Origin of the sequence: Clostridium sp. AF29-8BH, from assembly GCF_003478145.1 — a bacterium.
Classification (GTDB): Bacteria; Bacillota; Clostridia; order Lachnospirales; family Lachnospiraceae; genus Otoolea; species Otoolea fessa.
Genome location: NZ_QUEL01000008.1, coordinates 70,413 through 95,345, shown reverse-complemented (window position 1 = coordinate 95,345; position 24,933 = coordinate 70,413). Strand labels below are relative to the sequence as shown.

The following is a 24,933-nucleotide window of genomic DNA, read 5'->3' as shown; positions in this document are numbered from 1 at the left end:
TGAATCATGGAGGAAGCCCTGATAAAGCGGGTTCTCCCGCACAGTGTAGAGGCGGAACAGTCAGTCATCGGATCCATGCTTATGGATCGGGAAGCAATTATCGCGGCGTCTGAGATTATCACAGGCGCCGATTTTTACCAGCACCAGTACGGCGTCATGTTTGAGTCGATGGTCGAGCTTTTCAATGAAGGGAAGCCGGTCGATCTGGTGACGCTTCAAAATCGGCTACGCGAAAAAGATGTTCCGCCGGAGGTCAGCAGCCTGGACTTTGTCCGGGATATCATGACATCTGTGCCGACCTCGGTCAATGTCAAATCGTATGCCAATATCGTGCGGGAAAAGGCAGTCCTGCGCCGTTTGATAAAAGTGAATGAGGAGATTGAAAACCTCTGTTACGGCGGAAGGGACAAGCTGGAGGATATTCTGGCGCACACGGAGAAATCGGTGTTTGACCTGCTCCAGAGCCGCGGAGGCGGAGAGTTTGTGCCGATCCGCCAGGTGGCGTTGAATGTTCTGGAAAAGATTGAGGCGGCGTCGAAGAGCAACAGCACCGTCACGGGTATTCCGACCGGATTTATCGATCTGGATTACCGGACGTCGGGATTCCAGCCGTCCGATTTTATTTTGATTGCGGCGCGTCCTTCGATGGGTAAGACGGCGTTTGTTCTGAATGTCGTCGAGCATGTGGCGGTCAAAAAAGGGCTTCCGTGCATGGTATTCAGCCTGGAAATGTCGAAGGAACAGCTGGTCAACCGTATGCTGTCGATGGAGTCGAATGTCGATTCCCAGAAGCTGCGTACCGGTACGCTGACGGATTCCGACTGGGATGCCGTCGTGGAAGGCATCGGTACGATCGGAAGTTCCAAGCTGATCATCGATGATACGCCGGGTATCTCGATCTCGGAGCTGCGCTCGAAATGCCGCAAGGTGAAGCTGGAGTACGGTTTAAGCCTTGTCATTATCGACTATTTACAGCTGATGAGCGGCAGCGGAAAGAGCGGAGAGAACCGCCAGCAGGAGATTTCGGAGATTTCCCGTTCACTAAAGGCGCTGGCGCGAGAGCTGAATGCGCCGGTTATCTCCCTGTCGCAGCTTTCCCGTGCCTGCGAGACACGTCCGGACCATCGCCCGATGCTTTCGGATCTGCGTGAGTCTGGTGCGATTGAGCAGGATGCCGATGTGGTTATGTTTTTGTACCGTGATGATTATTACAACAAGGATACGGATACGCCGAATATCGCGGAGGTAATCATTGCCAAACAGCGTAATGGTCCGATAGGAACGGTGCAGCTGATGTGGAGACCGGAGCTGACGAAGTTTGCGAATTTGGCGAAATAACGATAGAATCGTGTAAGGGACGGGACCGGATAAATATATGATTGATAAAAGATTATTATGTAAAAAGGAATATGAGAAATGTTTGAATTGATAAAAGAATCGGATCTGGACACCGTCCGCCATTTTTACCGTGCCTTAGCTGGAACCGAGTTTTGTGCCTGGACGGACATCTATCCAGGGGAGCCGGAGCTTCAGTCGGATTTTTCCAGGGATTCGCTTTTTTGTATCCGGGATGATGTGTCGGGGGAGATCGCGGGGCTGGTTTCGATCGATGATGATCCGGAGGTGGAATCGATTCCGTGCTGGTCGGAAGAGCTGCAGCCGTCGGCAGAAATTTCCAGACTGGGTGTGGCGGAGAAGTACCAGAACCGAGGCATCGCACGCGAGCTTCTGGCAGGCGCGATGGAGGAACTTAGAAGACGCGGCTGCAAGAGTGCCCATATGCTGGTGGCGAAGGATAATGTGAAAGCGCTGCGGTCATACGCGAAACTGGCCTTTGAGAAGGTCGGTGAGTATGTGCTGCAGGGGCATGATTACTGGTGCTTTGAGAAGAAGCTGTAGAATGGAGAGGGGAAATTTAATCCCCTCTTTTTATTTATGTCATTCATTCGCCTTCTACCGTCAGCGAGCTGGCATTTAGCTACGATATGGTAATCGCTCCGATCGATGGTGAAGGAGTTCCGGAACTTGTTTTTTATGTAAATGCTATTCATATTTAGTTTGAACCCCGCATATAGTAGTAGTAAGGTACCGGGGAGGACAAGCAGAATGAATAAGAACAAGCATTACCTGATTTCGGATGCTTCCAGACAGGTGCAGGTGGAGGCTCACGTGCTCCGGTACTGGGAGGACGAGCTGGGGCTTCCGATTCCGAGAAATGAACTGGGGCATCGGTACTATACGGAGTTTCATATCCAGCTGTTCCGTCAGATCAAGCAGTTGAAGGAACAGGGGTACCAGTTGAAAGCCATACGGGGAATCCTCGGAAAAGTGGAAGAAAATCAGAAAACAGAACCGGAAGCGCTTTTGGAAGCGCAGGCACAGGCGGTTTTCCGGGAAACGGGAACAGGAGAGCGTAACATGAGCAGGCAGGAAAATATGGAAATGAAAAAAAATACAGAGGTAGAAAACAAGGAAACAGAACTGCCGCAGGCAGAGGTTTCCCAGCCTCTGGCGGGGGAGAAAATGCGCCAGTTTCAGGAGATCATGAACCAGGTCATCGGGCGCGCGATCGAGGAAAACAGTGAAAAACTGAGCCAGGATGTTAGCTATCTGGTGCATGATAAATTGATGAAGGAGCTGGAATACCTGATGCGGGTCTCTGATGAGCGGGAGGAAGAGCGCTTCAAGCGCCTCGACGAGGTCATCCGCGCGTATCAGCGGGAAAACCAGGGGCGAGCGGAAGCAGCAGCGGCTGCGCCAGGGCGGTTTCCATTTTTCCGGTCCCGTGTAAAGAAAAAGAAATTTGGACGGAATGGGAATAAGATGTGATAAGTTCTGCAAAAGGGCATAAAAAAACCTGTCGGAAACGACAGGCTTTTTTATGTAGATATTTCGTTTTTGTTTGTGTTTAATTAGCCCTGCTCGATAGCGCCGGTCGGACATACGCCTGCACATGTACCGCAGTCGATGCAGCTGTTAGCGTCGATATCGTATTTGCCATCTCCCTGAGAGATTGCTCCAACTGGACATTCGCCAGCACAGGAACCACAACTTACACAAGAATCAGTAATTACAAATGCCATGATAAAATCCTCCTTTTATATTTATGCGTTTGGCTATATTCTATACTAAAAATGCGAAATATTCAAGGAGAAATTGATGGTTTTCATGTTCTAAAATAAAAGCAATGGAAAAAACCGATTTTTCTGGAAGTCAGTATTCCTACAGGGTCGAGAGCGTTGAGAGCGCGTGCTCCCGGACGATCGTCTCATAATGCTCCTCATAGTATGCCTCAAATGCATTCGGGGCAGCGGCAGTCTTTAATGGTTCGCTGTACTCGGACAGGAGATTGCACAGGCGGTTGAATGCGTCGGTGCTGTCGGCTGTCTGGCGGACAACAAGGTAGTAACGACCATCGGACGGGTGTTTATAAAGCGTGTTCGGTGTTTCGCAGACTGGAGCTGCGATGCGCGCTGCCCGGCAGACCTCGTCGAGGGAGCCGAAAGTAAAAATACGCGCTGCCGGCAGTTTGGAACCTGGCTCTGCATTTTCAGTGGAAGGCGCGTCCGAACCGGTCAGCGGGCTTGCGGCGGTATTTTTGCCATTGTCAGTAAATAGGCTTAAAAGCCCGTCCGCGCCCTCTAAAAGCTCGTTGGCAAGCGCTGTCAGAGGCTCGTCCTCGTTTCCCGGGGAAAAGCGTGAAAAGCGGGTGTCCAGCTCTTCCGGGTCCTCGATCTTGGTAATGATCAGCATGATGCTCTCACTGGAGAGCGGAATTGCTTCCACCATCAGAGGAATATCGTCCGCCTCGAAGCCGACTTCATTCGATGCCTTCTGGATCATTTCATGGAACAGTTTTTTCGCCTTTTCCGTGCCATAGGCGAGTTCGCCCAGATTTAAGTTGCGGGCGCTCAGATCGCTGCTTGTCAGGGTGCAGCGGATCTGGTTTTCGTTGATGCGTTCTATTTTCATGGATTTTCACTTCCTTGTCTTTTGGGTGGTTAAGATACCGAATGCTTCGTGCTTCGCACTTCCGCAATTTTGCAAGACATTCGTAAGCCGCTCATTTTTCTGCGGAAAAAGGCTGCTTACTCATGTTTTGGACTTTGGAACCTTGGTATTCATCATACTATATAATATAATCACTTGGCAATTTGAATATGAAAAAAAAGCATAAAATCTTTCTAAAAACGGTTGCGGGAACCGAGGGGATCGTATACAATGAATCTTGAGAGGTGGTATAGACCGAAAGGAGGCGCGGTACGGAAGCAGCCGTTCTATTTGGAAAATACCAGCTGGAACGTGTGATCGGACGCGGTCGGAGCGGAACTGTTTTTTTAGCCAGGCATCTGGGGCTTGATGAAGAGAGAGCGATTAAGCGTGTCAGGCGGACAGAGAGCGGTTTCATTCAGGAAGCAGCGCTTTTGAAGCGGCTGCGCCATCCGGGAATCCCGATCATCTACGATCTGGAAATTGACGAAAATTATTATTATCTCATCGAGGAATATCTGTGCGGTGAGTCGTTGTATGCCCGAATTGAGAGAACGGGCAGTCTGCAAACGGGAGAGCTTATCCGTCTGGGAATTGAGCTTTGCCGGATCATGAATTATCTGCATTCATTCAAACCAAATCCAATCTTATATTTAGATCTCCACCCCGGGAATCTTCTAATCTGCCGGGAACAATTAAAATTGATTGATTTTGATCAGGCGGCACTGGCGTCTTTGAGCCAGGAACGATCTGTTTGCTATGGAACAAAAGGCTTTGCAGCCCCCGAACAGTACGAGGGAGGGACTCTGGATGAGAGGACCGACATCTATGCCATTGGCGCCCTCCTGTACTATATGGGGACAGGGCATGCCCCAGAGGGGGAGATAAAAGCAGGACAGGGAAGCTGTCGGGGAGATCTGTACATTCTTATGGGGCGATGTCTCAGAATAGAGAAAAAAGAGCGCTGCCAGAGTGTCCGGGAAGTGTTAGAGGCATTGGAAAAACTGGAGGCGCGCATATTTGCAGAACGTCATATACCACTTCTCAGGATTGCCGTAGCAGGCAGCCGGAGCGGAATCGGGGTTACACATACCGCACTTGGCGCGGTCCGATATCTGCGGCAGAAAGGAGTTTCCTGCCTTTACAGGGAGCAGAATGACACGGGGGCAGTCCGCAGGCTGGCATCCTGGTATGGGATGGTGCCGGATGAACATGGAATTTATTACATGGACGGTCTGGCGTTGGAACCCAGATACAGCGATGTGGTGCAGCTGGAACAGCCAGTGTTTGAAGTGATTTTAGATGACTGCGGAACCGAGCTCCAGACGGTTCTGGATGGGGAGTATGATTTGATTCTTTTCGTCTGTGGATTGCAGCCGTGGGAGAAAGAAGATTCTCTGCGGGCGATCCGGTTTCTGGGAGCAGAAGAGGGACTCCAGATTTTATTAAATCACAGAAAATGCGGGCGGGATTATCTTCCGGAGGAGGTCCGGCATCTTAGGTATCTGCGGCTTCCGTTTTTAACCCCGCCGTTCGATGCAGGCGGAAGGCGGGGGCAGGAAAATGAGGCAGCGGAGGAGACAGAATTTTTTGAAAGGATTTTCCGGGAGGAAGCTCTCAAAAAAGGACGGGGGACCAGGCAGGCAGCAAAAGAAGGGGGACTCTGGCGGAACATCCGGCGAAGGTGGGAGCGCTTTATGGGTGGATTCCCGTGGCAGTGGAAATAGGAGGAAATACAGATTAAAATCGGAAAACGGGGCGAAAGCTCAAAAGTGGGGCGAAAATTCAGGCAAAAACCAGTGCCAGACACAAAGCAGGCCGGGACAGAACGCCTGGAATGTATCGGGATAGCCGGGAGCGGACCATCGGTTGGGGTGACACACTTTTCGCTTATGACGGCAGCATATCTGTCCGGGGTTCTGTGCCGGCGAACGGCGGTTCTGGAACAAAATGAGAGCGGCTCATTTGCACAGCTTGAAAAGATATTCCGGACGGGAAAAAGAAGGGAAAAACCGGTTATAGACGGGGCAGGACAGCCGTTTGAAATTAGGGGAATTTTTTTCTATCAAAAGGCTGAACGTGCAGAATGGTACGATTGTTCGGAAAGGGGGATGGAGGCGATGGTGATCGACTTCGGAGCCTTGACACAGAAGAATCAGGATGCCTTTTTTCGATGCAGCCGCTGTTTTCTGGTCGGTTCGGTCAGCGGATGGCAGCTGGCAGATTTTGCGGCATTGGCAGCAGAAAAGCAAAAATGGAAAAAATGGTGTGAGTATTTCGTCTCATTTGGAGAAGAGGAAGCTGTAAAAATGGCAGAGCAATATCTGGATATCCGGATCCGGCGAATCCCACTGCAGAAGAACGCATTGATGGTTACGGGAGAGTCCATGACTTTTTTTGGAAAATTCCTACGATAAGCGAGGCAGACCTGGGGTTATAAATTACCGATTATCTCCGAAAGGTCAAAAGTTAGAAGGGGCTGTTTTCGCGGAATGGAGAAGGTGTGGAATGGTAGTGAGAAAAAGTAAAAAAGAAGAGGCAGAGAGGAGGCGTAGGGAACAGCAGAGAATATTTGTCGAGGGATTACAGCGATATAAAAGCAAAGGAATCCAGATTTTAATTGATGGGAGGGAGTGCAGACCAGAAGAGTACAGGAAGCTGTGTGAGTTCCGGGAGGACGGCTCGTTTTATATGGCTGATTACGTCGGAGCGGAGACAGGAGTGCTGACAGAGATACATTTTGACCGGGTTTACAACCGGTGATAAGAGAGGTGCCGTTTTGTCCGTATCTGGACAGTCCGCCGGATTTTTCTTTCGGAGAAAATGGTGAGAACTGTTTAGATGGTGCTATTACAGTTACTGGGTACGTATGCGTAAACAGTAACCTATTACAGGGAAAATGAAAGAGGAGTTAAGAAAAAAGTCAACATTCCATGGAGCTGGTGTGATATAATAAGGGCACTTAGCGAGGTATTTTGAGCTTAGTGCTTATGGTATTACCTTAACATACACCGGAGGAAAACATGGAAAGAGGAAGATCAAGGAAAGCACGTTCGGGCTGTCTGGGACGGATTTTTGGGTTTGTGCTGTTTTTAATCGTGGCAGCCGTTGGCGTGATTGCAGCGGTCAAATATATGCCAAGCCGGGAGAGGGCGGATTTGGATGCTCTGTACGCGGCGGGCGGCAGCGACCGGGTGGCGCTGTATCTGAACTATGAACGTCAGGAGGAGAGCGGTGTCTACGTGGACGGGCAGACGTATCTGCCGGCTACGTGGGTAGATGCGAACTTAAATGAACGTTTTTACTGGGATGCCAATGAGGAAATACTGGTGTACGCCCTGCCGGAGGAGATCGTGAAAAGCGACGAGACGACAGTGGATGAGGACGGAAAAAAGATCCTTTACCGGGATGGCGATGCAGTTTATCTTTCACTGGCTCTGATTCAGAAATACACCGATGTGCGTCTGCAGGCGTATGATGGTGAGGCACAGAAGCGGGTTTTCGTGGAAAATAACTGGGATCCGGTCACGGTGGCAGATGCGGCGTGGAGCGCCAAGATCCGCTTAAGAGGCGGCTTGAAAAGCCCGATTGTGACTGAGATAAAGCGCGGCGGGACAGTGACGGTGCTGGAACAGTATGACAACTGGGCGAGAGTCATGACACCGGACGGTCATATCGGATATATGCACAAGTGGAAGATGAAAAATCTGCATGAGGAGACGTTAAAGAGTGATTTTACTGCTCCGGTCTACCAGAATATTTCACTGGATCAGAAGATTGTGATGGTCTGGCATCAGGTAACGATCGCGGCGGCAAACCAGGCGATGGATTCTCTGATTGCAAAGACGAAAGGTGTCAATGTCATCGCGCCGACGTGGTTTACGCTTAGCAGCAACAGCGGCGCGTATGAATCTCTGGCAGATAAGTCCTATGTGGATCGGGCGCATGAAAAAGGTCTGCAGGTCTGGGCGGTACTCGACAATTTCAGCCGCGAATGCAGCAAGAACGTGCAGGCGGAGGTGCTTCTTTCCAGGACGTCTGTGCGCGAAAAACTGATTGAAAATATGATGACAGAGGCGGACCGTTATGGATTTGACGGTATCAATCTGGATTTTGAGAGTTTGAAGACGGCGGCGGGCGTCCATTACATCGAGTTTATCCGCGAGCTGTCGGTTTCCTGCCGAAAGAAAGGGCTGGTGCTGTCGGTCGATAACTATGTTCCGGCGGTATATAACCGTTTCTACAACCAGAAAGAGCAGGGCAACGTCGCAGATTATGTGATTATCATGGGTTATGATGAGCACTATGCAGGCGGTGAAGCCGGTTCTGTTTCTTCGATCGGATATGTCGAAAACGGCATCAAAGATATGCTTTCCCTGGTTCCGAAGGAAAAGGTAATCAACGCAGTCCCGTTCTACACAAGGCTCTGGACGGGAAGCGGCGACAATGCGTCCTCCCGTGCGATGGGAATCTCCGAGGCGACAAAATGGGTGTCGGAGAGCGGCATGGATCTGACCTGGGATGATTCGGCTGGTCAGTATTACGGCAGGCTGGACAGCCAGAACGGCGAACAGCAGCTCTGGATGGAGGAGACAAGGTCTCTGGGACTCAAGATGGATTTAATCAAGAAATACGACCTGGCAGGCGTAGCCGGATGGCGGCTGGGGCTGGAAACCAGCGACGTCTGGGATGTGATTGGCTGGGAGTAGAGACAATTTAATTAAGATTCAATGATTCAAAGTAGGGTGGAAGTCTCATGCGGGAGCGTGAGGCTTCTGCTTTTTTATGTAATAGGAAATTCCTTGGAATCCCCTATTACACAAAAAGGCACTAACGTGCCAATGATGCGCACTCGCGCGAAGATGTAGTTTGTCGCAAGCGACCGCGCTCGGCGCGAGAATGTGCCAAGGCACATTCTTCTTTATAAAAAAAGAGCGTCTTGGACAAAAAACCTCCGGGCGGAAAGATTGATTCATCCGCCTGGAGGTTATTAAAACATCAAAAATATTGTTTTGTCTGGGAGAAATGTGATTATTCTGCCTCTTTTGCCTGATCGATCAGGTTGGTGTAGAAAGCAAGGAAACTGTCATCACCTTCAGCGATCATAGCTTCCGGATGGAACTGTAAGCCCATCACGTAGTCTTTATCTTCTCTGACGATTGCTTCGATGATTCCATCTGGAGCAGTAGCAACGACTTTCAGGTTGTCACCTAACTGATCGACTGCCTGATGATGCCAGGAGTTTACAGTGTAGGTGCCTTCTCCGCCAAATGCGGCAGCAACGATGTTATCTTTGTCTACGGTAATCTCATGTTTTGCGAATACCTTACGGTCCGGATCGCGATGTTCGATATCGGACGGATTCTGAGTCGGAAGATCCTGATATAAGGTACCGCCGCTTAATACGTTTAAGAACTGCATGCCACGGCAGGTGCAGAGCATCGGGATATCCTCATCGAGAGCTGCCTTGATTAAAAGAGAATCAGAAGTATCTCTGACTTCGTTTACAGTCTCTAATTTTTCGTTTGGCTCTTCGCCGTAGTAGCTCGGATCAATATCTTCGCCGCCGGTCATAACCAGAGCATCGATTTCTGCCAGAGCATTTTTCGCGTCATCCTCGGTTTTGATCTGAGGAAGATAAATTGCTTCGCCGCCAGCTTTGGTAACGGCATCTATATATAACTGTGCATCTTCGTCGATTTCGTCTGCATTCCATGAAACGCCGACTTTGACTTTCTCTTCTTCGTCATTCGCCGCTTCTTCGGCAGTCTCTGCTTCGCCTTCTGTCTCGGTTACTTCGGCTTCAGCCGCTGTTGTATCGGCTGCCGGTTCAGACTTTGTTCCACAAGCTGTTAAAGAAAAAGCCAGGGATAAAGAAAGAAGCACTGCACTGGTCATCATTTTAATTTTTCTCATTCGAATTTCCTCCCTAATACAAATTGTCCTCCCAAACATGGCTGGATTCTAACATAAAACAGTCAGAAAAATACAAAAAGATACATAAAATTACATAATAAAATAAAATAATTTTTAATGACACCTAAAAGATATAATATAATTTTGTAGATATACGAAAAATGAGCGAAAATAAGGAGGCGTAAATGGAAGCGAAGAATTGAGTAGGGAGGAGTACGGGGAAAAGCCCTGATAACAGAAAGTTATACCTTCATTCCCTTTCTTAATTGGATTTTCCCCGCAGGCAGGCGTTACAATAAGGACGGAAAAAACAGACGGGCAGCCGGGTCAAGGCTGCGGGGCTGATAGAGATGGCGGAGTGCAGGAAAGACTCCGAGAGAATATGACAAACCAAATGGAGGAAATCAAAACATGGGGAAATCACTTACCAGAAAGATTATTGAGTCACATTTCGTATCGGGCGATATGACGCCGGGCAAAGAAATTTTTATCAAGGTGGATCAGACATTGACACACGATATCAATGCCGTTATGACTTATCTGGCATTCGAGGCGATCGGGCTGGACCGTGTCCGCACGGAGTGCAGCGTCAGCTACCTCGATCACAATTTATTATATGTAGATAATAAGACGCCGGACGACCACATTTATTTGCAGTCCGCAGCAAAGAAATTCGGCGTGTATGTGTCCAGACCGGGCAACGGCATCTGCCATACCGTTCATGTATCCCGTTTTGGTGTGCCAGGCAAGGTATCGATGGGCGGAGACAGTCACACACCGCATGGCGGCGCGATCGGTATGCTGTGTATCGGTGTCGGCGGCATGGATGTAGCAACGGCGATGACGGGTGTTCCGATGCGTCTGACGATGCCGAGAGTCGTCCGTGTCAACCTGACCGGTAAATTAAGACCGGGCTGCAACTCGAAGGAAGTTATCTTGGAAATGCTTCGCCGCGTGACCATCAAGGGCGGTCTGGGAAATGTATATGAGTACGTGGGACCGGCAGTTGCCGAGATGGAGATTCCGGCACGTGCGACTATCGCAAACATGGGTGCGGAAATGGGCGCGACCACTTCCATTTTCCCGGCAGATGCACAGGTAAAGAGATTTCTGGCTGCACAGGGACGTCCGGAAGCATACACAGAGCTTCTTCCGGATGAGGACGCCGAGTACGACGAGACGATCGATATCAATTTAAGCGAGTTAGAGCCGTTGATCGCATGTCCGCACCAGCCGGACAATGTTATGCCGCTGCATCAGGCGGAAAAGAAGAGAGTACAGCAGGTATTTATCGGAAGCTGTACCAATGCAAGCTATGCCGATATTGCAAAAGCAGCACTTGTATTTAAGGGACATCATGTGAATGAGGATGTAAGCTGTACCTGTGCGGTTTCTTCCAAGCAGGTGTACCGTCAGCTGATGCGCGATGGATATGTGGAGATGCTTCTGGATGCAGGTGTCCGTCTTTTGGAGATTGCCTGTGGTCCGTGCTGCGCAATCGGTCAGACTCCGGCGACCGACGGTGTGGCAGTCCGCACCTCCAACCGTAATTTCAAGGGACGTGCCGGGAATCCGACTGCTAAGATCTATCTGGTAAGCCCGGAGAGTGCTGCAGCGACAGCGATTATGGGGACCTTCGCAACGGCAGAAGATATTATGGGTGAAAATGTGAAGATCCTGGATTCAATTCACGAGCCGGATCAGTACGATATTGATGATTCGATGATTCTTCCGCCGCTGTCTCCGGAGGAAGCTGCGAAGGTGGAGATTGTCCGCGGACCGAACATCAAGTTTCTTCCGGTTCCGGAGCCGCCGCAGGAGACACTGGATGCTCCTATCAGCTTAAAAGCCCGTGATAATGTATCCACCGATGATATTACACCGGCAAGTGCTGAGTTCAGCAGTATGCGTTCCAATATTCCGTTGATGTCCCAGTATTGCTATCATCGATATGATCCGGAATTTGCAGCTCGCGCAAAAGAAATGGGACAGAGCGTTATCATCGGCGGTGAAAACTATGGACAGGGTTCCTCCCGTGAGCATGCGGCTATTAATCCCATGTATCTGGGTGTAAAAGCGGTCATTGCCAAGAGTATTGCCCGTATCCATAAGGGAAACCTGGTAAATCATGGCGTAATTCCAATGTTGTTTGAGGATGGAGCTGATTATGACCGCCTGGAGCAGACAGATGAGCTTCATATCGATAACCTGCGGGAGCAGATTGCAGCACGCCGTGTACAGATTACCGATAAGACAAAAGGATTCTCCTTCTGGGCTAAATTAGAATTGACGGATAAAGAAATTGAAGTTGTCTTAAATGGCGGACAGCTGAGAACACTGAAAAAACAGCTGGAAGCGGAGAAAGAAGCGTAGTCATTTATTAATTATGCCTCCATTATATTTTTTATATACAATAACTACTTATTCACCAACTTATTTATTTTGGGAAAAGGCGCCTGTGCGGATGTGCAGGCGCTTTTTCGTGCGACTTGACGGAAGAAAGACATTTGTAGTAATCTTGTGGTAGAATAAGAGTGAAAATTGTGAAAGAAATTGAGAAAAAGACATTGTTTGGAGCGCTTTTAGCGGTGGTAGTCAAGGTGTTAAGTGTCCTTACGGAGAATATCGAGGTATTCGGTATAAGAATATATCTTCGCCTTTCCAGATTTGGCTGTTTGCTCCAAGATTCCATCATCGACCAAAATGGAGACCACCTTTGACACAGTATTATAGGACATTTCAAGAGCCGTAGCGGTTTTCTGAATATCAATAATAGGATTTGATTCCAAATAGGCAAACACTTTAAGAACGCTGGTACGCTGTCTCTTTGTGAGAGCATCAAATAATTTCGTGCTTTTATCGTGTAATGCAGTAAGATAATCAATTGTATGAATCGCATCTTCTGCAGAATCTGCAAAAGCCTGAAGGAAGAAAGAAATCCATTGCTCATAATCACCAGTACGTCGCACCTGAGTCATACGGTCATAGTACTCAATACGGTTCATCTTGAGGTAATAAGAAATATAGAGTGCGGGAGTAGACAGAATGCCTTTTTCCATTAGGAAGAGCGTAATGAGAAGTCGTCCAACACGTCCATTACCATCAAGGAAAGGGTGAGTGGTTTCAAATTGATAGTGGATTAATGCGGCTTGAATCAAAGGGTCAAGAGTATCATCACAATTGATATATTTTTCAAGGTCGGACATGGCTGTTAGCATATCTTCAGGATTTGGCGGAATATATCGAGCGTTTTTGAGAGTACTTCCCTGACCGCCAATCCAGTTTTGTGAATACCGGAATTCGCCAGGATTCTTTTCCTGTCCTCGCGCGCTTTCCAAAAGAACTGCATGAGTTTCTTTAATTAGACGATTGCACAGAGGCAGTGTTTTCAGCCGCTCAAGCGCAAACTCAGTCGCGCGGATATAGTTAACAACATCGGAAATATCTCGATTGGTGTTGTCTTCAATCAGAGGATTCAAGATATCCTCAAGGGTGCATTGTGTACCTTCAATCTGTGAGGAAAGAAGGGCTTCCTTACGGACATACATGGAAACAAAAAGCCCCATGTTTGGTATACGGGAGGAAAGCCCTTCAAGTGTTGCTAATTTTTTGTTTGCATCAATAAGTTTCGTGAGAAGCTCACCAGATACCTCAATAGGAGGATTTGGTGGAAGCGGAGCTGGCCGAAAGGATTCATACGCCATTTCGCCTGATAGATTACTCACGAGTGTTCCTGCTCGGTTTGTCATAATTGTTTTTTTCCTCCGAAAAATGGAAATTGAAATTTTTGAGGCTATTTTAGCATAGAAATTTCAAGAAATCAACTTATTGTGAAAATAAAGAACGGAATAAATTTCAGAAAAACGGCTTTTTGTGAAATTACTCAAGCAAAATTACCTTGGAAATTTCAAGTTTAGAATTTTATATTTTGATTTTGCCTTGACCCGGACGGATTGCCGCTGGAGCTGCATGAATAATTATGGGAGAGAAAAGAGCATATAAAGTCAGAAAGCCCGGTGGAGACCGGAAGAAGCTGAAGCCGGAGCAGGAAGGTCTGAAAGTCGGGATACGGCTTATGGTGGAAGTGTATAGTTTATGACGGAAATAAAATGAACTCCTGGAGTGCAAAAAAAGCCCTCGCTGTGTGTGATACACAGTGGGGGCGTTGGTCAGATTCTTTGCATGGTATTTCATTCTTTAAGAAACGCTGCATGGTAAAGAAAAAGTGATTCAAAGTTAATGGGGGCAGAACCCATTAACACCAAGAATGAGGCAGCTAAGCCATATTTTATACAAATCCTCGCCTTCGGTAAGCTTTAACCCCGTAATTTCAATGATTTTTTGGATTCTGTAATTCATAGTGTTCCTGTGAATGTGAAGATGATTTGCTGCAGTTATTACATTGCGGAAGAAGAGGTAGGTTTGTAATGTATCTAAATAATCGGTTCCGAATTCTTGATCATAGGCCTGTAATCTGAGTATTTCTGGAAGGCAGAAATAGTTCGGCTGACTATATTTTTTCAAAGTGGAAACCAGGTAAGGCATATTGTATTCCTGAAATCGATAGATATTCTGCCTTGGATTCTGTTTCATTCCAATTCGTAGAATCTCTAAGGATTGTTCTACAGATGCACTAAATTCAATGATATTTGAAAAATGGTGACTGCAACCAGCGGCCAGATGATAAGTTTGAAAGAAGTTATCCAAGTTATTGGCAACTGATTCCAGATCTTTGGTTTCAAGAAGCAGATATAAGATATTGCCGATACAGACTGCTTTATAGGTTGGATAAATCATACCAAGATGATTTTTGTAAGCAGTGATGGAACGTTCTTGATTGTCCGATTGGTACGCGTCCCGGAAGCCAATAGCCATGGTATAGAAGTGTTCTCCCGGAATCCAGCCAAATCCTTTTGCCCGTAAATTAAATTCTTCCTGATTGCGGATGCGTCCGGAAATAAGTTCAAATAGAAGATTTTCACGATAACTGAGTGCAAAGCCTATTTTATTTCGCTCTAATTCTAACGATAGGACGTTTGCTAAAATATCTAGTATTTGACAATCGCCGTCTTCAAAGGGACGTTTCTGTGGAATCACTACGATCCAGCCAAAATATCGGTGTTCAATAACAATTTTTACAATCAGACGTTCTTTCTTCTTCTGGTAATTAGAATGTTCAATAAAGGCATGTTCGGTTTGTTCGATACTGGGCAGAAGAGTTTTATAGTCGTATTTTTCGAATAGATCGGAGGTTACAAAATTGTGTTTGATGATGCATTGAATCAGTTCGTCATCAACTTTCTTTAGTTCTTTCAGATCAGACCAGTGAAGAACACGGGTGGATGTATCCGATAAAAATAAGGGGTTTTTGAGAAGTTCTGCACCTGTAGATAGGATGGTATTCACATCTTTACGGTTTATCAGGCATTGGCTGAGTTTGTAATGAGCTTCTTCAATTCGTCGCTCTACTTTTAGTATATGCTGCAGCTGGAATGTAAGCTCAGTTTGAACGGTAGGTTCAGCCAGCATAACATAGTTTTCGATCCAATCAGGGATTTCTGTGTCATCTGTGCCGTTCGGCAAAATGATCCAAAGTATATTTTGGTTGTCTTTGGGGATTTGAAGGCAATCATCAGAATGAATAATATATGCGGTAGCTTCTGTAAATGTTTCTCTTACAGGGAGGTTGTTTTGAACGTGAAAAATTGGGGAATCTGGATAGAGGATGCTTTCTTTTTTTAAAGCGTGATAAGCAGAAAGCTTTTGCATGAATGATAGGAATGATAGCATAAGGGACTCCTTTCTACTTGTGCATTCTGCACAAGATGTTTTTTTGATATTGTATCAGATATACGAAGTAATCAGTTTATATTTTTTTTATAATCTGTTCATCAAAATAATTATTCTTAATCCTCATTTTATTACATTATTTTGATTTTAGCTACGGATATTTATATTCAACATTGATTGAAAAATCAGGAAGGAGTTGGAAGTATGGAAGAATTCTATTTGGTTAATGGTACAATTCTGGATGTAAGAACAGGAAAATTTATCAAGGCAGATTTAAAAATTACTGGTAAGCAAATTGCATCAGTTCAGGAAAAGGCGCCGACTGAAGCAAAGAAGGTGGACTGCAGTGGAAAATATCTGATTCCAGGTATTATGGATGCTCATGTGCATCTTGTATGGGAAGGAACAGCCAAGGACCCCATGTATGAGACTGTACGGGACGGAAACTATTTAAATTTTGCCAAAGGTGTTTCTTCGGCGGAAAAATCCTTAAAGAACGGGGTAACGACTGTACGCGATTTGGGCTGTAATGATGATTGCTCAATTCCTCTGGCAAAAGCTGTGAATATTGGACTGATTAAAGGAAGTCATATTGTTCCGGCGGGAAGTGCAATTCAAGGTTCCTATGGACATTGTCCGATGATTGGCTATATTGCGAATACAAAGGAGCAGTTGATTGATAAAATTAAACGTTTGAAAGGTTATAATATCGAGATGAGCATTCCACCACTTCATTGGATTAAGATCATGGCGAGTGGAGGCGCAGCTGGATTGGAAGATGTAGGTCCATGTATGTATTCACCGGATGAGTTGAAGGCGATTACATATGAAGCACACCGTCTAAATATGAGGTCGCAGCACATGCGCTTTCACGAGATGCTATTTCAAAATGTATTGATGCCGGAATTGATACAATTGAGCACGGAGGTGCATTAGATGAAGAACTTCTTCATAAGATGAAAGAAAATGGGCAGGTATGGGTTCCGACTCTGCAGGTATATAAAGAACTGGCTCGAGGAAAAGGAATGATCGCAGATGTTATCGTAGAGAAGGCATCAGCTGTTGAGGAAAATCAAAAAAAGGCTTTTTCAGCAGCCATGAAAATCGGTACGAAGATTGTTGCGGGAAGTGATGCAGGTTCTCCGAATTTCGGCCCGCACCCATCCATATTTAAAGAATTAGTTGCAATGCAGGAAAATGGAATGTCAGCTGCTCAGGTGATTCGCTGTGCAACTTTGGCTGCAGCGGAGGAACTTGGGGTGAAAGACAGAGGTGTTTTAGAAGAAGGAAAAATTGCAGACATTGTAGTTCTGGATGCCAATCCATTGGTAGATTTACATGCGTTTACAGAACATTTATCGGCGGTATATAAAGAAGGTCTTTTAGTATAGAATATGGAAAATGATATTGACATTAAAGGAGGATACATTATGCATGAATTAATTGCTCAGCCTAAAATGCTTCTGGTTGTTATTGTTTATTTACTTGCTCTGGTTGGAACGGGAGCTTATTTCGCAAAGAAAGCAGCTGTAAAAAAAGAAGGAAAAGAAGATTTTTTCTTAGCAGGAAGAGGTCTTGGAAAGATTGTAGCAATTGGTACGATTTTGGCTACATATACAGGTGGTGGTACAGTAACCGGTGGTGGAAATAGCCTAGCTTTTAATTATGGATTGTGGAGTGGTTTGTTTTTTACGATTTGCCCGGTTATCAGTATGAGTGTTTTATGTTATCTGACCCCTAAAATCCGGGAAAGCAACTGCTACACGGTATCACAGCTTCTTGAAACGAAATATGGTTCTAAAGCTAGAACAATATCAGCGGTTATCATAGCACTTGCGATGGTTTCTATCGTTTCTTATCAGTATCGAGGTCTTGGATTTATTTTAAACGCTACAACTGGTATTCCAACTACTTATTGTACAATAATCTGTTGTGCACTTGTTATTGTACTAGCCCTTTCTGGTGGATTGAAGACAGTTGCTACGACAGATGCGATGTCCGCATTTTTGATGGTAGGTGGCCTTGCAATTGGCTTACCGGTTCTGATTAGTACAGTAGGTGGCTGGGATTGGGTTATTTCTTCTGCACAGGCTAACGATCCGGAAAGCCTTACGTTCTTCGGCGGTCAGACGCTTCTTAAATGGGTTGGCGGATATCTTCCGCTGATTCTTCTGACTTGTTCCGATCAGAACTATTATCAGAGAATTGTTGCAGCGAAGGATGTAAAAACAGCTCGTGTTGGTCTGATGGGCACTATGCTTGCTTGTTTTGTTATTATGCCGGTTGTTGCATGCTATGCATTCATTTCGCGTCAGTATTTTGGAACCAGTATTGCAGCAGGACAGGCATTGATCGGTGCGGCAACACTTCTTCCTACGATTGTGGGCGGCATCGTACTTTCCGCAGCAGCAGCATTTACCATTACAACAGGTGATTCATATCTGTTATCTGCAGCAGCTAACTTCTGCATCGATTTATATAGTAAAATCAATCCGAATGCAACAGAGAAAGAAGAGCTTAAAGTCAGCCGTGCGTTCATTTTGATTGCAGGTGTTGTCGCTTATATTATTCTGACTTTCTTCCCATCGATTCTTGCAATTCAGTATTGGTCCTATACTATTTATGGAGCAGGAATTACACCGGCAGTTGTTGGAGCACTTGTATGGAAAAAAGCTACAAAAGCGGGAGGCATTTCATCTATGATTATTGGATGTGGATTAAGTATTATCTGGGAGGCAACCGGTTCTCCATTTGGATTACAGACAATTTTTGTTGCATTCCCGATTGCTTTGATTACATTAATTGCGGTATCCTTAGCTACACAGCCAAAAAGTGAATGAAGTTAATGGGGTCAGATCCCATTAAGCGTTCAAGATTTCTTGGGAGAAATACTTCAAAGACAACATCAAGGTATAAGAAAAGCAGGTGAGGGGATCTTAAATGGTTTGCTCACCTGCTTCCTTTTTTGCGGATGCAATGACCGAATCCGGCAAATCCATCTTTTGAACGGATGGACAATTTAGGACCATATACCTTGCATCATGGGTTCGGATATGTTACATTTATCATATCAAGCATATATTTTTCTTTGTAAACATTTCAAGTATATCTTACATTCCAATCTAATTATGAATCTGAGAAAATCTTATGCATATCCAATTAAGTAACAATTGAAAAGCAGGAGATTTTCGATGGATTTTGCTCTGACTGTGAGGTGACGGGAGTGTTACAAAGCAGAAGAAATTCTCCTGACAGAAAGGAGGATTTATGAAAAAAGGAACTTACGCAAGAGCAAGGCGGGATCACAAGGACACGTTATTTCGGATGATATTCAGTATGAGGGAAAGTCTACGGAGTTTGTACAATGCAGTGAACCATTCGAATTATGCAGATCCGGCGGAACTGGAGCGCGTGGTGGTTCATCTGCGCGAGGGAAAGACGCTGACGGAGTCGCGAAAGCTGGCAGCGGCGGAAGCTGGGCAGTAGGAATCAAACTGGGTGAAAAAAATAAAAGGTTTATCAGCGAAAGCGCAGAAATGAAAATGAGCACCCTAGAAATGAAGGACTCAAAAATCGGCATATGACTTAAAAATAAAATTTGAATGACTCATTTATGAGCACATAAAAGCTCATAAATGAGTCATTTTTTTGCATTATGAAAAAAATGAGACAAGAACGAGTCATTCCTGGAAGGTTATCAAAAAAATAAATAAAAATTTTAATTCGACAAAAACCTTGTATTTACAAGGAAAACCTCGAATTTTTTGGAAAATAAAAAAGAAAAATATTAAATAAAATCGAAAAACGTAAAAGTTGGCACGGAACTTGCTGTATATATGAGTATCAAGCAAAAGTATCAAGCAAAAAGAAAAATATATTACATGGAGGGAACACATTATGAAAGTTGGCGTATTGAAAGACATCAAAGTAGGCGAGTACCGTGTCATCGCAACCCCGGCAGAGGTAAGCATGCTGGTAGGTGACGGCAATGAGGTTTACGTTCAGAAGGGCGCGGGCGAAGGTTCTGGATTCTCGGATGAGGCATATGTGAAAGAGGGCGCGAAGCTGGTTGATACAAAGGAAGAAATTTATGCAACCTGCGATTTCGTCGCAAAGGTAAAAGAGTTTGAACCGTGCGAGTACAAACTGCTCCGTGAAAACCAGATCGTATTTACCTGCATCCATCCAGCAGCACATCCGGAGGAGGTACAGGCACTTCTCGACAGCAAGTGTATTGCATTTACCGCAGAAGATTCCCACCGTTACGGTTCACCGAACTGTGAGGCAGCTGGTAAGGCGGGTGCACTCTTTGGCCTGGAATCCCTGCTCTCCATCAACGGCGGCAAGGGCAAATTCGTCAACGGTCTCGGCGGTGCTCCGGGCGTTAAGGCGCTGGTCATTGGAGGCGGCGTGGTAGGACGCGCAGCAATCTCTGTTCTTCATGCGCTGGGCGCGTGGGTAACGGTTATGGATATTAATATCGGAACCCTGCGTGATATCGGAAAACAGTTCAATGAGGAAGTCAACACCCAGATTTCCAACCGTTATAATCTGAAAAAGATTTTACCAGAGATAGATGTCGTATATAATTGTGTTAGATGGCCGAAGGATGCCAAAGAATACATGATCGACCGCGAGATGGTCCGCTCGATGGAGAAAGGTTCCGTTATCGTAGATATTAGCAACGATTATGGTGCAATCGAGACATTCCATGAGACCACCCATGAAAATCCGCGCTACATCGAAGAAGGTGTCGTACATTATTGCGTAAGCAACATTCCGGGCGCAATTTCCCAGTCTACCTCGATCGCATACGCAGCATCCGTACTGCCGCACTTCAGAAGCATCATCAACAATGGTGTGGCGCAGGCGTGTGCAAAGGATGGTTTCCTGCGCCGCAGCTTAACTGCCTACAAGGGATACTTAACCCATGAGGAGACAAGTGCTATCCAGGGCAGACCGTGGGTTCGTCCGGAAGACATCTTAGAGATCGCAGATCAGAAACTGGATCTGGCTCCGTCGGCAACCAAGAGCCATTCGGATAACTTTATCAAATTAGAGAAGTGATTTTTCAGATAAAGGATACCGGCAGAACGCTTTTCGTGAAACGTATGGGGATACGGATGAAAAGCGCTCTGCCATTTGAGGGGAGAATAGAAGCGCTTCCGGATGGGAAATAGCTGGAGGCGCATTTGATACAGAAGAATAGGAGGGGTATCTGTGAGTGTTACAGACATTTTAGTGGACTTTGCGATCGCATCGTTTTTTATCGCGGTTGGTCAGCTTTTACGTGCAAAAGTGCCGTTGGTACAGAAATTTTTCATTCCGCCAAGCATGATTGCCGGATTTATCGCGCTGGCACTCGGGGCGCAGGGACTGGGAATCCTGCCGTTTTCTGAAAATATTGGTTCTTATGCAAGTGTTCTGATTATCCTGATTTTCGCAGGTGTCGGAATTAATGGATTTTCTTTCAACAAGAAAGATTTTAAAGCGGAAATTGACCGGATTGGTTCTTATTTTTCCTATAAAGTGTTGGCACAGGCGATTCAGTTCTCACTGGCACCGTTGTTTAGTATTTTAGTAATTTCGAAATTATTCCCGAACATTAACTATGGCTTCGGTCTGCTGCTGGCAGCTGGTTTCTCCGGCGGACACGGAACGGCAGCGGCTGTTGGTACCGCGTTTGAGAGACTGGGTGATCTGGATGCAATGGATATCGCGATGACCTGTGCAACTGTTGGTATTTTATCGGGTATCTTTGGCGGTCTGTTCTTCATCAAGCTGGGAACGAAAAAGGCTGGACCAAATATATGAAAGGCTTCAATCAGATCTCCGATGATCTGCGCTGTGGTCTGGTGCCCAAAAATGAGCGCAAGTCGATGGGCGAGGAAACTATTTCATCCAACGTCCTGGATCCGCTGGCATGGCATCTGGCAGTGATGCTGATCGCATCCGGTATCGGTGTGGGACTCAGCAAGGGAATCTATGCAGCGATCGGTCTGGATCTGCCGAATTACCTGATGGCATTTTTGACCGCGATCGTGATGTTCCTCGTTTTCCGAAAAGTCGGCGTCGGTGATTATATTGATGAAAATGTAGTGGGACGTATCTCCGGTACTGCGACGGATTATCTGGTGTTTTTCGGAATCGCTTCCATCAAACTGGCAGTTATCGTTAAATATGCAGCTCCGCTGGCACTTCTTCTGCTCTGCGGTATTGTAATCGTAGTGGCAACCCTGATGTTCTTTGGTCCGGCGATGAACCGCGGCAGCTGGTTTGAGCGCGCGATCTTCGTATTTGGCTATTCAACGGGCGTTTTTGCGATCGGCTTCATCCTTCTTCGAATCGTTGATCCGGAAAACCGCTCCAAGACGCTGAACGATACTGCATTTGCAGCGCCGTTTACAACTCCGGCAGAGATGTTTGCGTGGTCGATGGGACCGATGATGCTCTTAAATGGCAGCCATTGGAAGTTTATCGGCATCTATTTGGTAATCATGGCAGCATGCATCATCGCAAATATCGTATTTAAATGGTGGTGGCTGAAACTTCCGCTGGATCGCCCAGGTGTGGAGGAGATCGGATAAACTTGTCTTTGCCTGTTTCCTCTGATACACTTGGAACAGGTGTAAACATAACACCGTTGTCAGGCCGGATGAACGCAGATTCAAGTCGAACGTCCGTGAGACTTGGCGCGTGATTCCGGTCAGCGGTGTTTCAGACAGGGGAGAAATGCATGGAGTTTTTAAGACAGTTATTTCATGGAAAAGGATATATTGACGGAATCACGATCATCAACCTGGATGGCGAGATTCTGTTTTCAGCAAAGTTAAATAGTAAATTTTCAAACCGGAAAGAGAGAGAAGCTTACCAGGCGCTGGTGGGACAAAATTTTTTCGATGTATTTGAAAACCTGAACGCTAAGAACAGCAGCATGATCCGGGCGATGGAGGTCGGACTGCCGGTTTACGTGGAAAATCAACTGCTTCAGACCAAGGGGCAGGAGGGCATCCATATCAGCTCTCTTTCGATTCCGATCAAGAGCGGGCGCGCCGTGGTGGGCGCGATCGATCTGTCGATGGAGGAGATGACAGACGGCGAGGAAGAGCCGGAGAGTGTGGAACTGACTTCGGAACAGATCCCGGTCGGCGGCGCTGGAAAGCTGAAAAAACACAGCGGCGCATCTTTTACGATGGAAGATATCATCGCAGTGGATGAAAAAATGAAAAATGCCAGAGACTATATACCGGTGGTGGCGGCGTGCGATCTGCCGGTTATGATCTATGGGGAAACGGGAACCGGAAAAGAGGTGTTTGCACAGTCGATCCACAATGCCAGTGAACGGAGGGATAAACCGTTTATCGCGCAGAACTGTGCGGCGTTGCCGGATACCTTGCTCGAAAGTATCTTATTTGGAACGTCCAAGGGCGCGTTTACCGGGGCAATGGAAAATAAGGGACTCTTTGAGCTGGCGGACGGCGGAACACTGTTTCTCGACGAGATCAATTCGATGCCTCTGTTTTTGCAGTCAAAGCTTCTGCGGGTTCTGCAGGACGGCAGTTTCCGCAGCCTGGGCGGCAGTGAGACGAAACGCACGAATGTGAAGATCATTGCGGCGACCAATGTGGAACCGCTTGAGGCGATCGAGAAAGGACAGCTTCGGCGCGATATTTATTATCGTCTGAGCATGATGTCGATCCGGATTCCGCCGCTGCGGGAACGGAAGGCGGATATTGGACATTTTGTCAAGTTTTATGTAAACAAACACAATGGCACGTTCCACAAGCAGGTTCAGTATGTGTCAAAGGATCTGCTAAAAAAACTGGAAGAATATGACTGGCCAGGCAATGTCCGGGAGCTGGAACACGTGATCGTTTACGGCATGAGCATGGTGGATGAGACGAGCGCCCTGCTCCAGTATAAAGACATCAAGGGAAAGCTTCTGCTGGAAAAGCAGGCGGACAGGAAAAAGACGCCGGAAAGCCTGGAAGAAGTTCCAAAACTCTGCTCGTCGCTTCGTGAGGCGGTGGCTGCCTATGAGGAAAAACTGATTTGGCAGGCGTTGGAGGCGGCGCACGGAAATATATCTGAGGCAGCGCGGATTCTGGATGTGCCGAGGCAGACGCTGCAGAGAAAGGCGAGCCAGCTGCGGGGCGAAAAGGCGAAGGAAAAACAGGAAAAAGAAATCTGAGCGATGGAGGATAGATACGGAAAATTGAGGACGATGCGGGAAGCAGAACCAGCAGAATCAGCCCGGAAAGGATGGAACGCTCAGACAGAATAACAGGAGGAAATGCAGAAATGGAGAAATACATTGGAAAATATTCTGTAAAAGATTTTTTATATCTGATTCTGGGCGCATTTATCTACAGTATCGGCACGCACAGCTTTATTGAGACGGCGAATATTGCGCCGGGCGGTGCGGTCGGCGTGGCACTGATGTTAAACCATGTGACGAACCTGCCGGTCGGACGGCTGACACTGATGGTCAATGTGCCGCTTTTAATATTGGCGTGGTTTCATTTGAGCCGTGCCTTTGCGCTGCGGACGGCGTTTGCGTGCGGAATCTGTTCGGTGGTGCTTGACTACGTGATCGCCCCGGTCTTTCCGGTTTATATGGGCGACCAGCTTATGGGAAGTCTCTACGGCGGCATTCTGGTCGGCGTCGGCATGGCGTTCATCTTTCTGTCCGGTTCGACGACGGGCGGCAGCGATGTGGTCGGCTACCTGCTCCAGAAGAAATATCCGCATGTCTCGATCGGGCGCGCCTGATGATGATCGATGGAATCATCCTCTCCACCTCGATCTTCGTCTTTGGAAATGTCGATGCGGCACTGTTCGGACTGATTTCCCTGTACGCGCAGACGAAGGTCATCGACATGATCATCTACGGAAATGATGCCGGAAGCGAGGCGTCGATCGTGACGAAATACCCGCAGAAAATCGCAGAACGTGTCATTAAGGAAATTGACCGTACGGTAACGCTGCTTCCGGGCAAGGGCGGCTACAGCGGCGAGGACACAACGGTGGTTTTATGTACCGTCCGCAAAACGGAGTTCAATCGTTTAAAACGCATTATTGCGGAGACGGATGAGAATGCGTTTGTGATTGTGAAGGAAACCTCGGGCATTTTTGGACTTGGGTTTAAGGATGTAGCGGAGGCACAGCAGTAGGAGCCGGGATTGGAATTAGAAAATAGCGGGATATGCCGCGAACAAGGCGAATATAGATATTATA

General features: G+C 46.8%; 21 protein-coding genes and 1 pseudogene. 17 read left to right on the top strand and 5 right to left on the bottom strand.

The window, feature by feature from the left end; translation table 11 throughout:
• Window positions 1-6: 6 nt before the first annotated feature.
• From dnaB to DWZ16_RS07310, 3 genes are all read left to right on the top strand, one after another.
• Entirely contained in the window at window positions 7-1,338 is a 1,332-nt protein-coding gene (gene dnaB, locus DWZ16_RS07320) for a replicative DNA helicase (RefSeq protein ID WP_118492760.1), read from the top strand.
• Between the two features lie 78 nt (window positions 1,339-1,416).
• Window positions 1,417-1,899: a GNAT family N-acetyltransferase gene (locus tag DWZ16_RS07315; RefSeq protein ID WP_107001809.1), complete on the top strand. Its 483-nt coding sequence runs from the start codon at window positions 1,417-1,419 to the stop codon at window positions 1,897-1,899.
• A gap of 207 nt (window positions 1,900-2,106) precedes the next feature.
• The gene (locus DWZ16_RS07310) at window positions 2,107-2,829 is read left to right on the top strand and encodes a helix-turn-helix domain-containing protein (protein ID WP_107001810.1); all 723 of its coding nucleotides are present in this window, start codon (window positions 2,107-2,109) and stop codon (window positions 2,827-2,829) included.
• A gap of 83 nt (window positions 2,830-2,912) precedes the next feature.
• Here DWZ16_RS07310 and DWZ16_RS07305 read toward each other — a convergent pair whose 3' ends face one another.
• Window positions 2,913-3,083 (bottom strand): DUF362 domain-containing protein, encoded by a 171-nt coding sequence (locus DWZ16_RS07305; protein WP_107001811.1) that lies wholly within the window; start codon window positions 3,081-3,083, stop codon window positions 2,913-2,915.
• A gap of 139 nt (window positions 3,084-3,222) precedes the next feature.
• Window positions 3,223-3,972 (bottom strand): adaptor protein MecA, encoded by a 750-nt coding sequence (locus tag DWZ16_RS07300; protein WP_107001812.1) that lies wholly within the window; start codon window positions 3,970-3,972, stop codon window positions 3,223-3,225.
• Window positions 3,973-4,295: 323 nt separating this feature from the next.
• On the opposite strand from DWZ16_RS07300, the gene DWZ16_RS07295 reads away from it, so the two are divergent.
• The 4 genes from DWZ16_RS07295 to DWZ16_RS07280 all read left to right on the top strand — a co-directional run bounded on the left by DWZ16_RS07295 (window position 4,296) and on the right by DWZ16_RS07280 (window position 8,699).
• Window positions 4,296-5,717 carry a serine/threonine protein kinase gene (locus DWZ16_RS07295; RefSeq protein WP_118522516.1) on the top strand — a complete coding sequence of 474 codons (1,422 nt, stop codon included), beginning with the start codon at window positions 4,296-4,298 and terminating at the stop codon, window positions 5,715-5,717.
• Window positions 5,718-5,789: 72 nt separating this feature from the next.
• The gene (locus DWZ16_RS07290; RefSeq protein ID WP_118482014.1) at window positions 5,790-6,407 is read left to right on the top strand and encodes a hypothetical protein; all 618 of its coding nucleotides are present in this window, start codon (window positions 5,790-5,792) and stop codon (window positions 6,405-6,407) included.
• Between the two features lie 91 nt (window positions 6,408-6,498).
• The gene (locus DWZ16_RS07285; RefSeq protein WP_022358865.1) at window positions 6,499-6,753 is read left to right on the top strand and encodes a hypothetical protein; all 255 of its coding nucleotides are present in this window, start codon (window positions 6,499-6,501) and stop codon (window positions 6,751-6,753) included.
• A 260-nt stretch (window positions 6,754-7,013) separates the two neighbouring features.
• A complete protein-coding gene (locus tag DWZ16_RS07280) occupies window positions 7,014-8,699 on the top strand; it encodes a glycosyl hydrolase family 18 protein (protein WP_107001815.1) in 1,686 nt (561 codons plus the stop codon).
• 322 nt (window positions 8,700-9,021) lie between these two features.
• Here the strand turns inward: DWZ16_RS07280 and DWZ16_RS07275 are convergent, their stop codons facing one another.
• Window positions 9,022-9,906: a gamma-glutamyl-gamma-aminobutyrate hydrolase family protein gene (locus DWZ16_RS07275; protein WP_181357266.1), complete on the bottom strand. Its 885-nt coding sequence runs from the start codon at window positions 9,904-9,906 to the stop codon at window positions 9,022-9,024.
• Between the two features lie 411 nt (window positions 9,907-10,317).
• Here DWZ16_RS07275 and DWZ16_RS07270 point away from each other — a divergent pair, with 411 nt between their 5' ends.
• Window positions 10,318-12,279 (top strand): aconitate hydratase, encoded by a 1,962-nt coding sequence (locus DWZ16_RS07270; protein ID WP_118522515.1) that lies wholly within the window; start codon window positions 10,318-10,320, stop codon window positions 12,277-12,279.
• Window positions 12,280-12,509: 230 nt separating this feature from the next.
• Here DWZ16_RS07270 and DWZ16_RS07265 read toward each other — a convergent pair whose 3' ends face one another.
• Window positions 12,510-13,655 carry a Fic family protein gene (locus DWZ16_RS07265; RefSeq protein WP_118522514.1) on the bottom strand — a complete coding sequence of 382 codons (1,146 nt, stop codon included), beginning with the start codon at window positions 13,653-13,655 and terminating at the stop codon, window positions 12,510-12,512.
• Between the two features lie 487 nt (window positions 13,656-14,142).
• Window positions 14,143-15,696, bottom strand: a complete 1,554-nt coding sequence (locus DWZ16_RS07260) for a PucR family transcriptional regulator (protein WP_107001820.1) — start codon at window positions 15,694-15,696, stop codon at window positions 14,143-14,145.
• Between the two features lie 204 nt (window positions 15,697-15,900).
• On the opposite strand from DWZ16_RS07260, the pseudogene DWZ16_RS16070 reads away from it, so the two are divergent.
• From DWZ16_RS16070 to DWZ16_RS16055, 9 genes and pseudogenes are all read left to right on the top strand, one after another.
• Window positions 15,901-17,087: pseudogene (locus tag DWZ16_RS16070) on the top strand (amidohydrolase family protein).
• A gap of 39 nt (window positions 17,088-17,126) precedes the next feature.
• Entirely contained in the window at window positions 17,127-18,536 is a 1,410-nt protein-coding gene (locus tag DWZ16_RS07245; RefSeq protein WP_182427311.1) for a sodium:solute symporter family protein, read from the top strand.
• Window positions 18,537-18,963: 427 nt separating this feature from the next.
• Complete coding sequence (locus DWZ16_RS07240; RefSeq protein WP_118522510.1) at window positions 18,964-19,182, top strand: hypothetical protein; 219 nt, start codon at window positions 18,964-18,966, stop codon at window positions 19,180-19,182.
• Between the two features lie 411 nt (window positions 19,183-19,593).
• The gene (locus DWZ16_RS07235; protein WP_118472522.1) at window positions 19,594-20,763 is read left to right on the top strand and encodes an alanine dehydrogenase; all 1,170 of its coding nucleotides are present in this window, start codon (window positions 19,594-19,596) and stop codon (window positions 20,761-20,763) included.
• A 153-nt stretch (window positions 20,764-20,916) separates the two neighbouring features.
• On the top strand, window positions 20,917-21,510 hold the full coding sequence (locus DWZ16_RS16065; RefSeq protein ID WP_243015251.1) for a sodium/glutamate symporter: 594 nt from the start codon (window positions 20,917-20,919) through the stop codon (window positions 21,508-21,510).
• The gene (locus DWZ16_RS16060; protein ID WP_243015252.1) at window positions 21,507-22,283 is read left to right on the top strand and encodes a hypothetical protein; all 777 of its coding nucleotides are present in this window, start codon (window positions 21,507-21,509) and stop codon (window positions 22,281-22,283) included. Before DWZ16_RS16065 ends, DWZ16_RS16060 begins: the two co-directional genes overlap by 4 nt.
• Before the next feature lie 149 nt (window positions 22,284-22,432).
• On the top strand, window positions 22,433-23,887 hold the full coding sequence (locus DWZ16_RS07225; RefSeq protein ID WP_118293786.1) for a sigma-54 interaction domain-containing protein: 1,455 nt from the start codon (window positions 22,433-22,435) through the stop codon (window positions 23,885-23,887).
• Between the two features lie 110 nt (window positions 23,888-23,997).
• Window positions 23,998-24,468, top strand: a complete 471-nt coding sequence (locus DWZ16_RS07220; RefSeq protein WP_284525736.1) for a YitT family protein — start codon at window positions 23,998-24,000, stop codon at window positions 24,466-24,468.
• Window positions 24,468-24,869, top strand: coding sequence for a YitT family protein (locus DWZ16_RS16055; protein WP_284525737.1), 402 nt, complete (start codon window positions 24,468-24,470; stop codon window positions 24,867-24,869). Before DWZ16_RS07220 ends, DWZ16_RS16055 begins: the two co-directional genes overlap by 1 nt.
• The last annotated feature ends 64 nt before the right edge of the window (window positions 24,870-24,933 follow it).

Coding starts and splice junctions, on each gene's coding strand:
- dnaB (WP_118492760.1), top strand. CDS start 7: ATGGAGGAAGCCCTGATAAAGCGGGTTCTCCCGCACAGTGTAGAGGCG.
- DWZ16_RS07315 (WP_107001809.1), top strand. CDS start 1,417: ATGTTTGAATTGATAAAAGAATCGGATCTGGACACCGTCCGCCATTTT.
- DWZ16_RS07310 (WP_107001810.1), top strand. CDS start 2,107: ATGAATAAGAACAAGCATTACCTGATTTCGGATGCTTCCAGACAGGTG.
- DWZ16_RS07305 (WP_107001811.1), bottom strand. CDS start 3,083: ATGGCATTTGTAATTACTGATTCTTGTGTAAGTTGTGGTTCCTGTGCT.
- DWZ16_RS07300 (WP_107001812.1), bottom strand. CDS start 3,972: ATGAAAATAGAACGCATCAACGAAAACCAGATCCGCTGCACCCTGACA.
- DWZ16_RS07285 (WP_022358865.1), top strand. CDS start 6,499: ATGGTAGTGAGAAAAAGTAAAAAAGAAGAGGCAGAGAGGAGGCGTAGG.
- DWZ16_RS07280 (WP_107001815.1), top strand. CDS start 7,014: ATGGAAAGAGGAAGATCAAGGAAAGCACGTTCGGGCTGTCTGGGACGG.
- DWZ16_RS07275 (WP_181357266.1), bottom strand. CDS start 9,906: ATGAGAAAAATTAAAATGATGACCAGTGCAGTGCTTCTTTCTTTATCC.
- DWZ16_RS07270 (WP_118522515.1), top strand. CDS start 10,318: ATGGGGAAATCACTTACCAGAAAGATTATTGAGTCACATTTCGTATCG.
- DWZ16_RS07265 (WP_118522514.1), bottom strand. CDS start 13,655: ATGACAAACCGAGCAGGAACACTCGTGAGTAATCTATCAGGCGAAATG.
- DWZ16_RS07260 (WP_107001820.1), bottom strand. CDS start 15,696: ATGCTATCATTCCTATCATTCATGCAAAAGCTTTCTGCTTATCACGCT.
- DWZ16_RS07245 (WP_182427311.1), top strand. CDS start 17,127: ATGCATGAATTAATTGCTCAGCCTAAAATGCTTCTGGTTGTTATTGTT.
- DWZ16_RS07240 (WP_118522510.1), top strand. CDS start 18,964: ATGAAAAAAGGAACTTACGCAAGAGCAAGGCGGGATCACAAGGACACG.
- DWZ16_RS07235 (WP_118472522.1), top strand. CDS start 19,594: ATGAAAGTTGGCGTATTGAAAGACATCAAAGTAGGCGAGTACCGTGTC.
- DWZ16_RS16060 (WP_243015252.1), top strand. CDS start 21,507: ATGAAAGGCTTCAATCAGATCTCCGATGATCTGCGCTGTGGTCTGGTG.
- DWZ16_RS07225 (WP_118293786.1), top strand. CDS start 22,433: ATGGAGTTTTTAAGACAGTTATTTCATGGAAAAGGATATATTGACGGA.
- DWZ16_RS07220 (WP_284525736.1), top strand. CDS start 23,998: ATGGAGAAATACATTGGAAAATATTCTGTAAAAGATTTTTTATATCTG.
- DWZ16_RS16055 (WP_284525737.1), top strand. CDS start 24,468: ATGATGATCGATGGAATCATCCTCTCCACCTCGATCTTCGTCTTTGGA.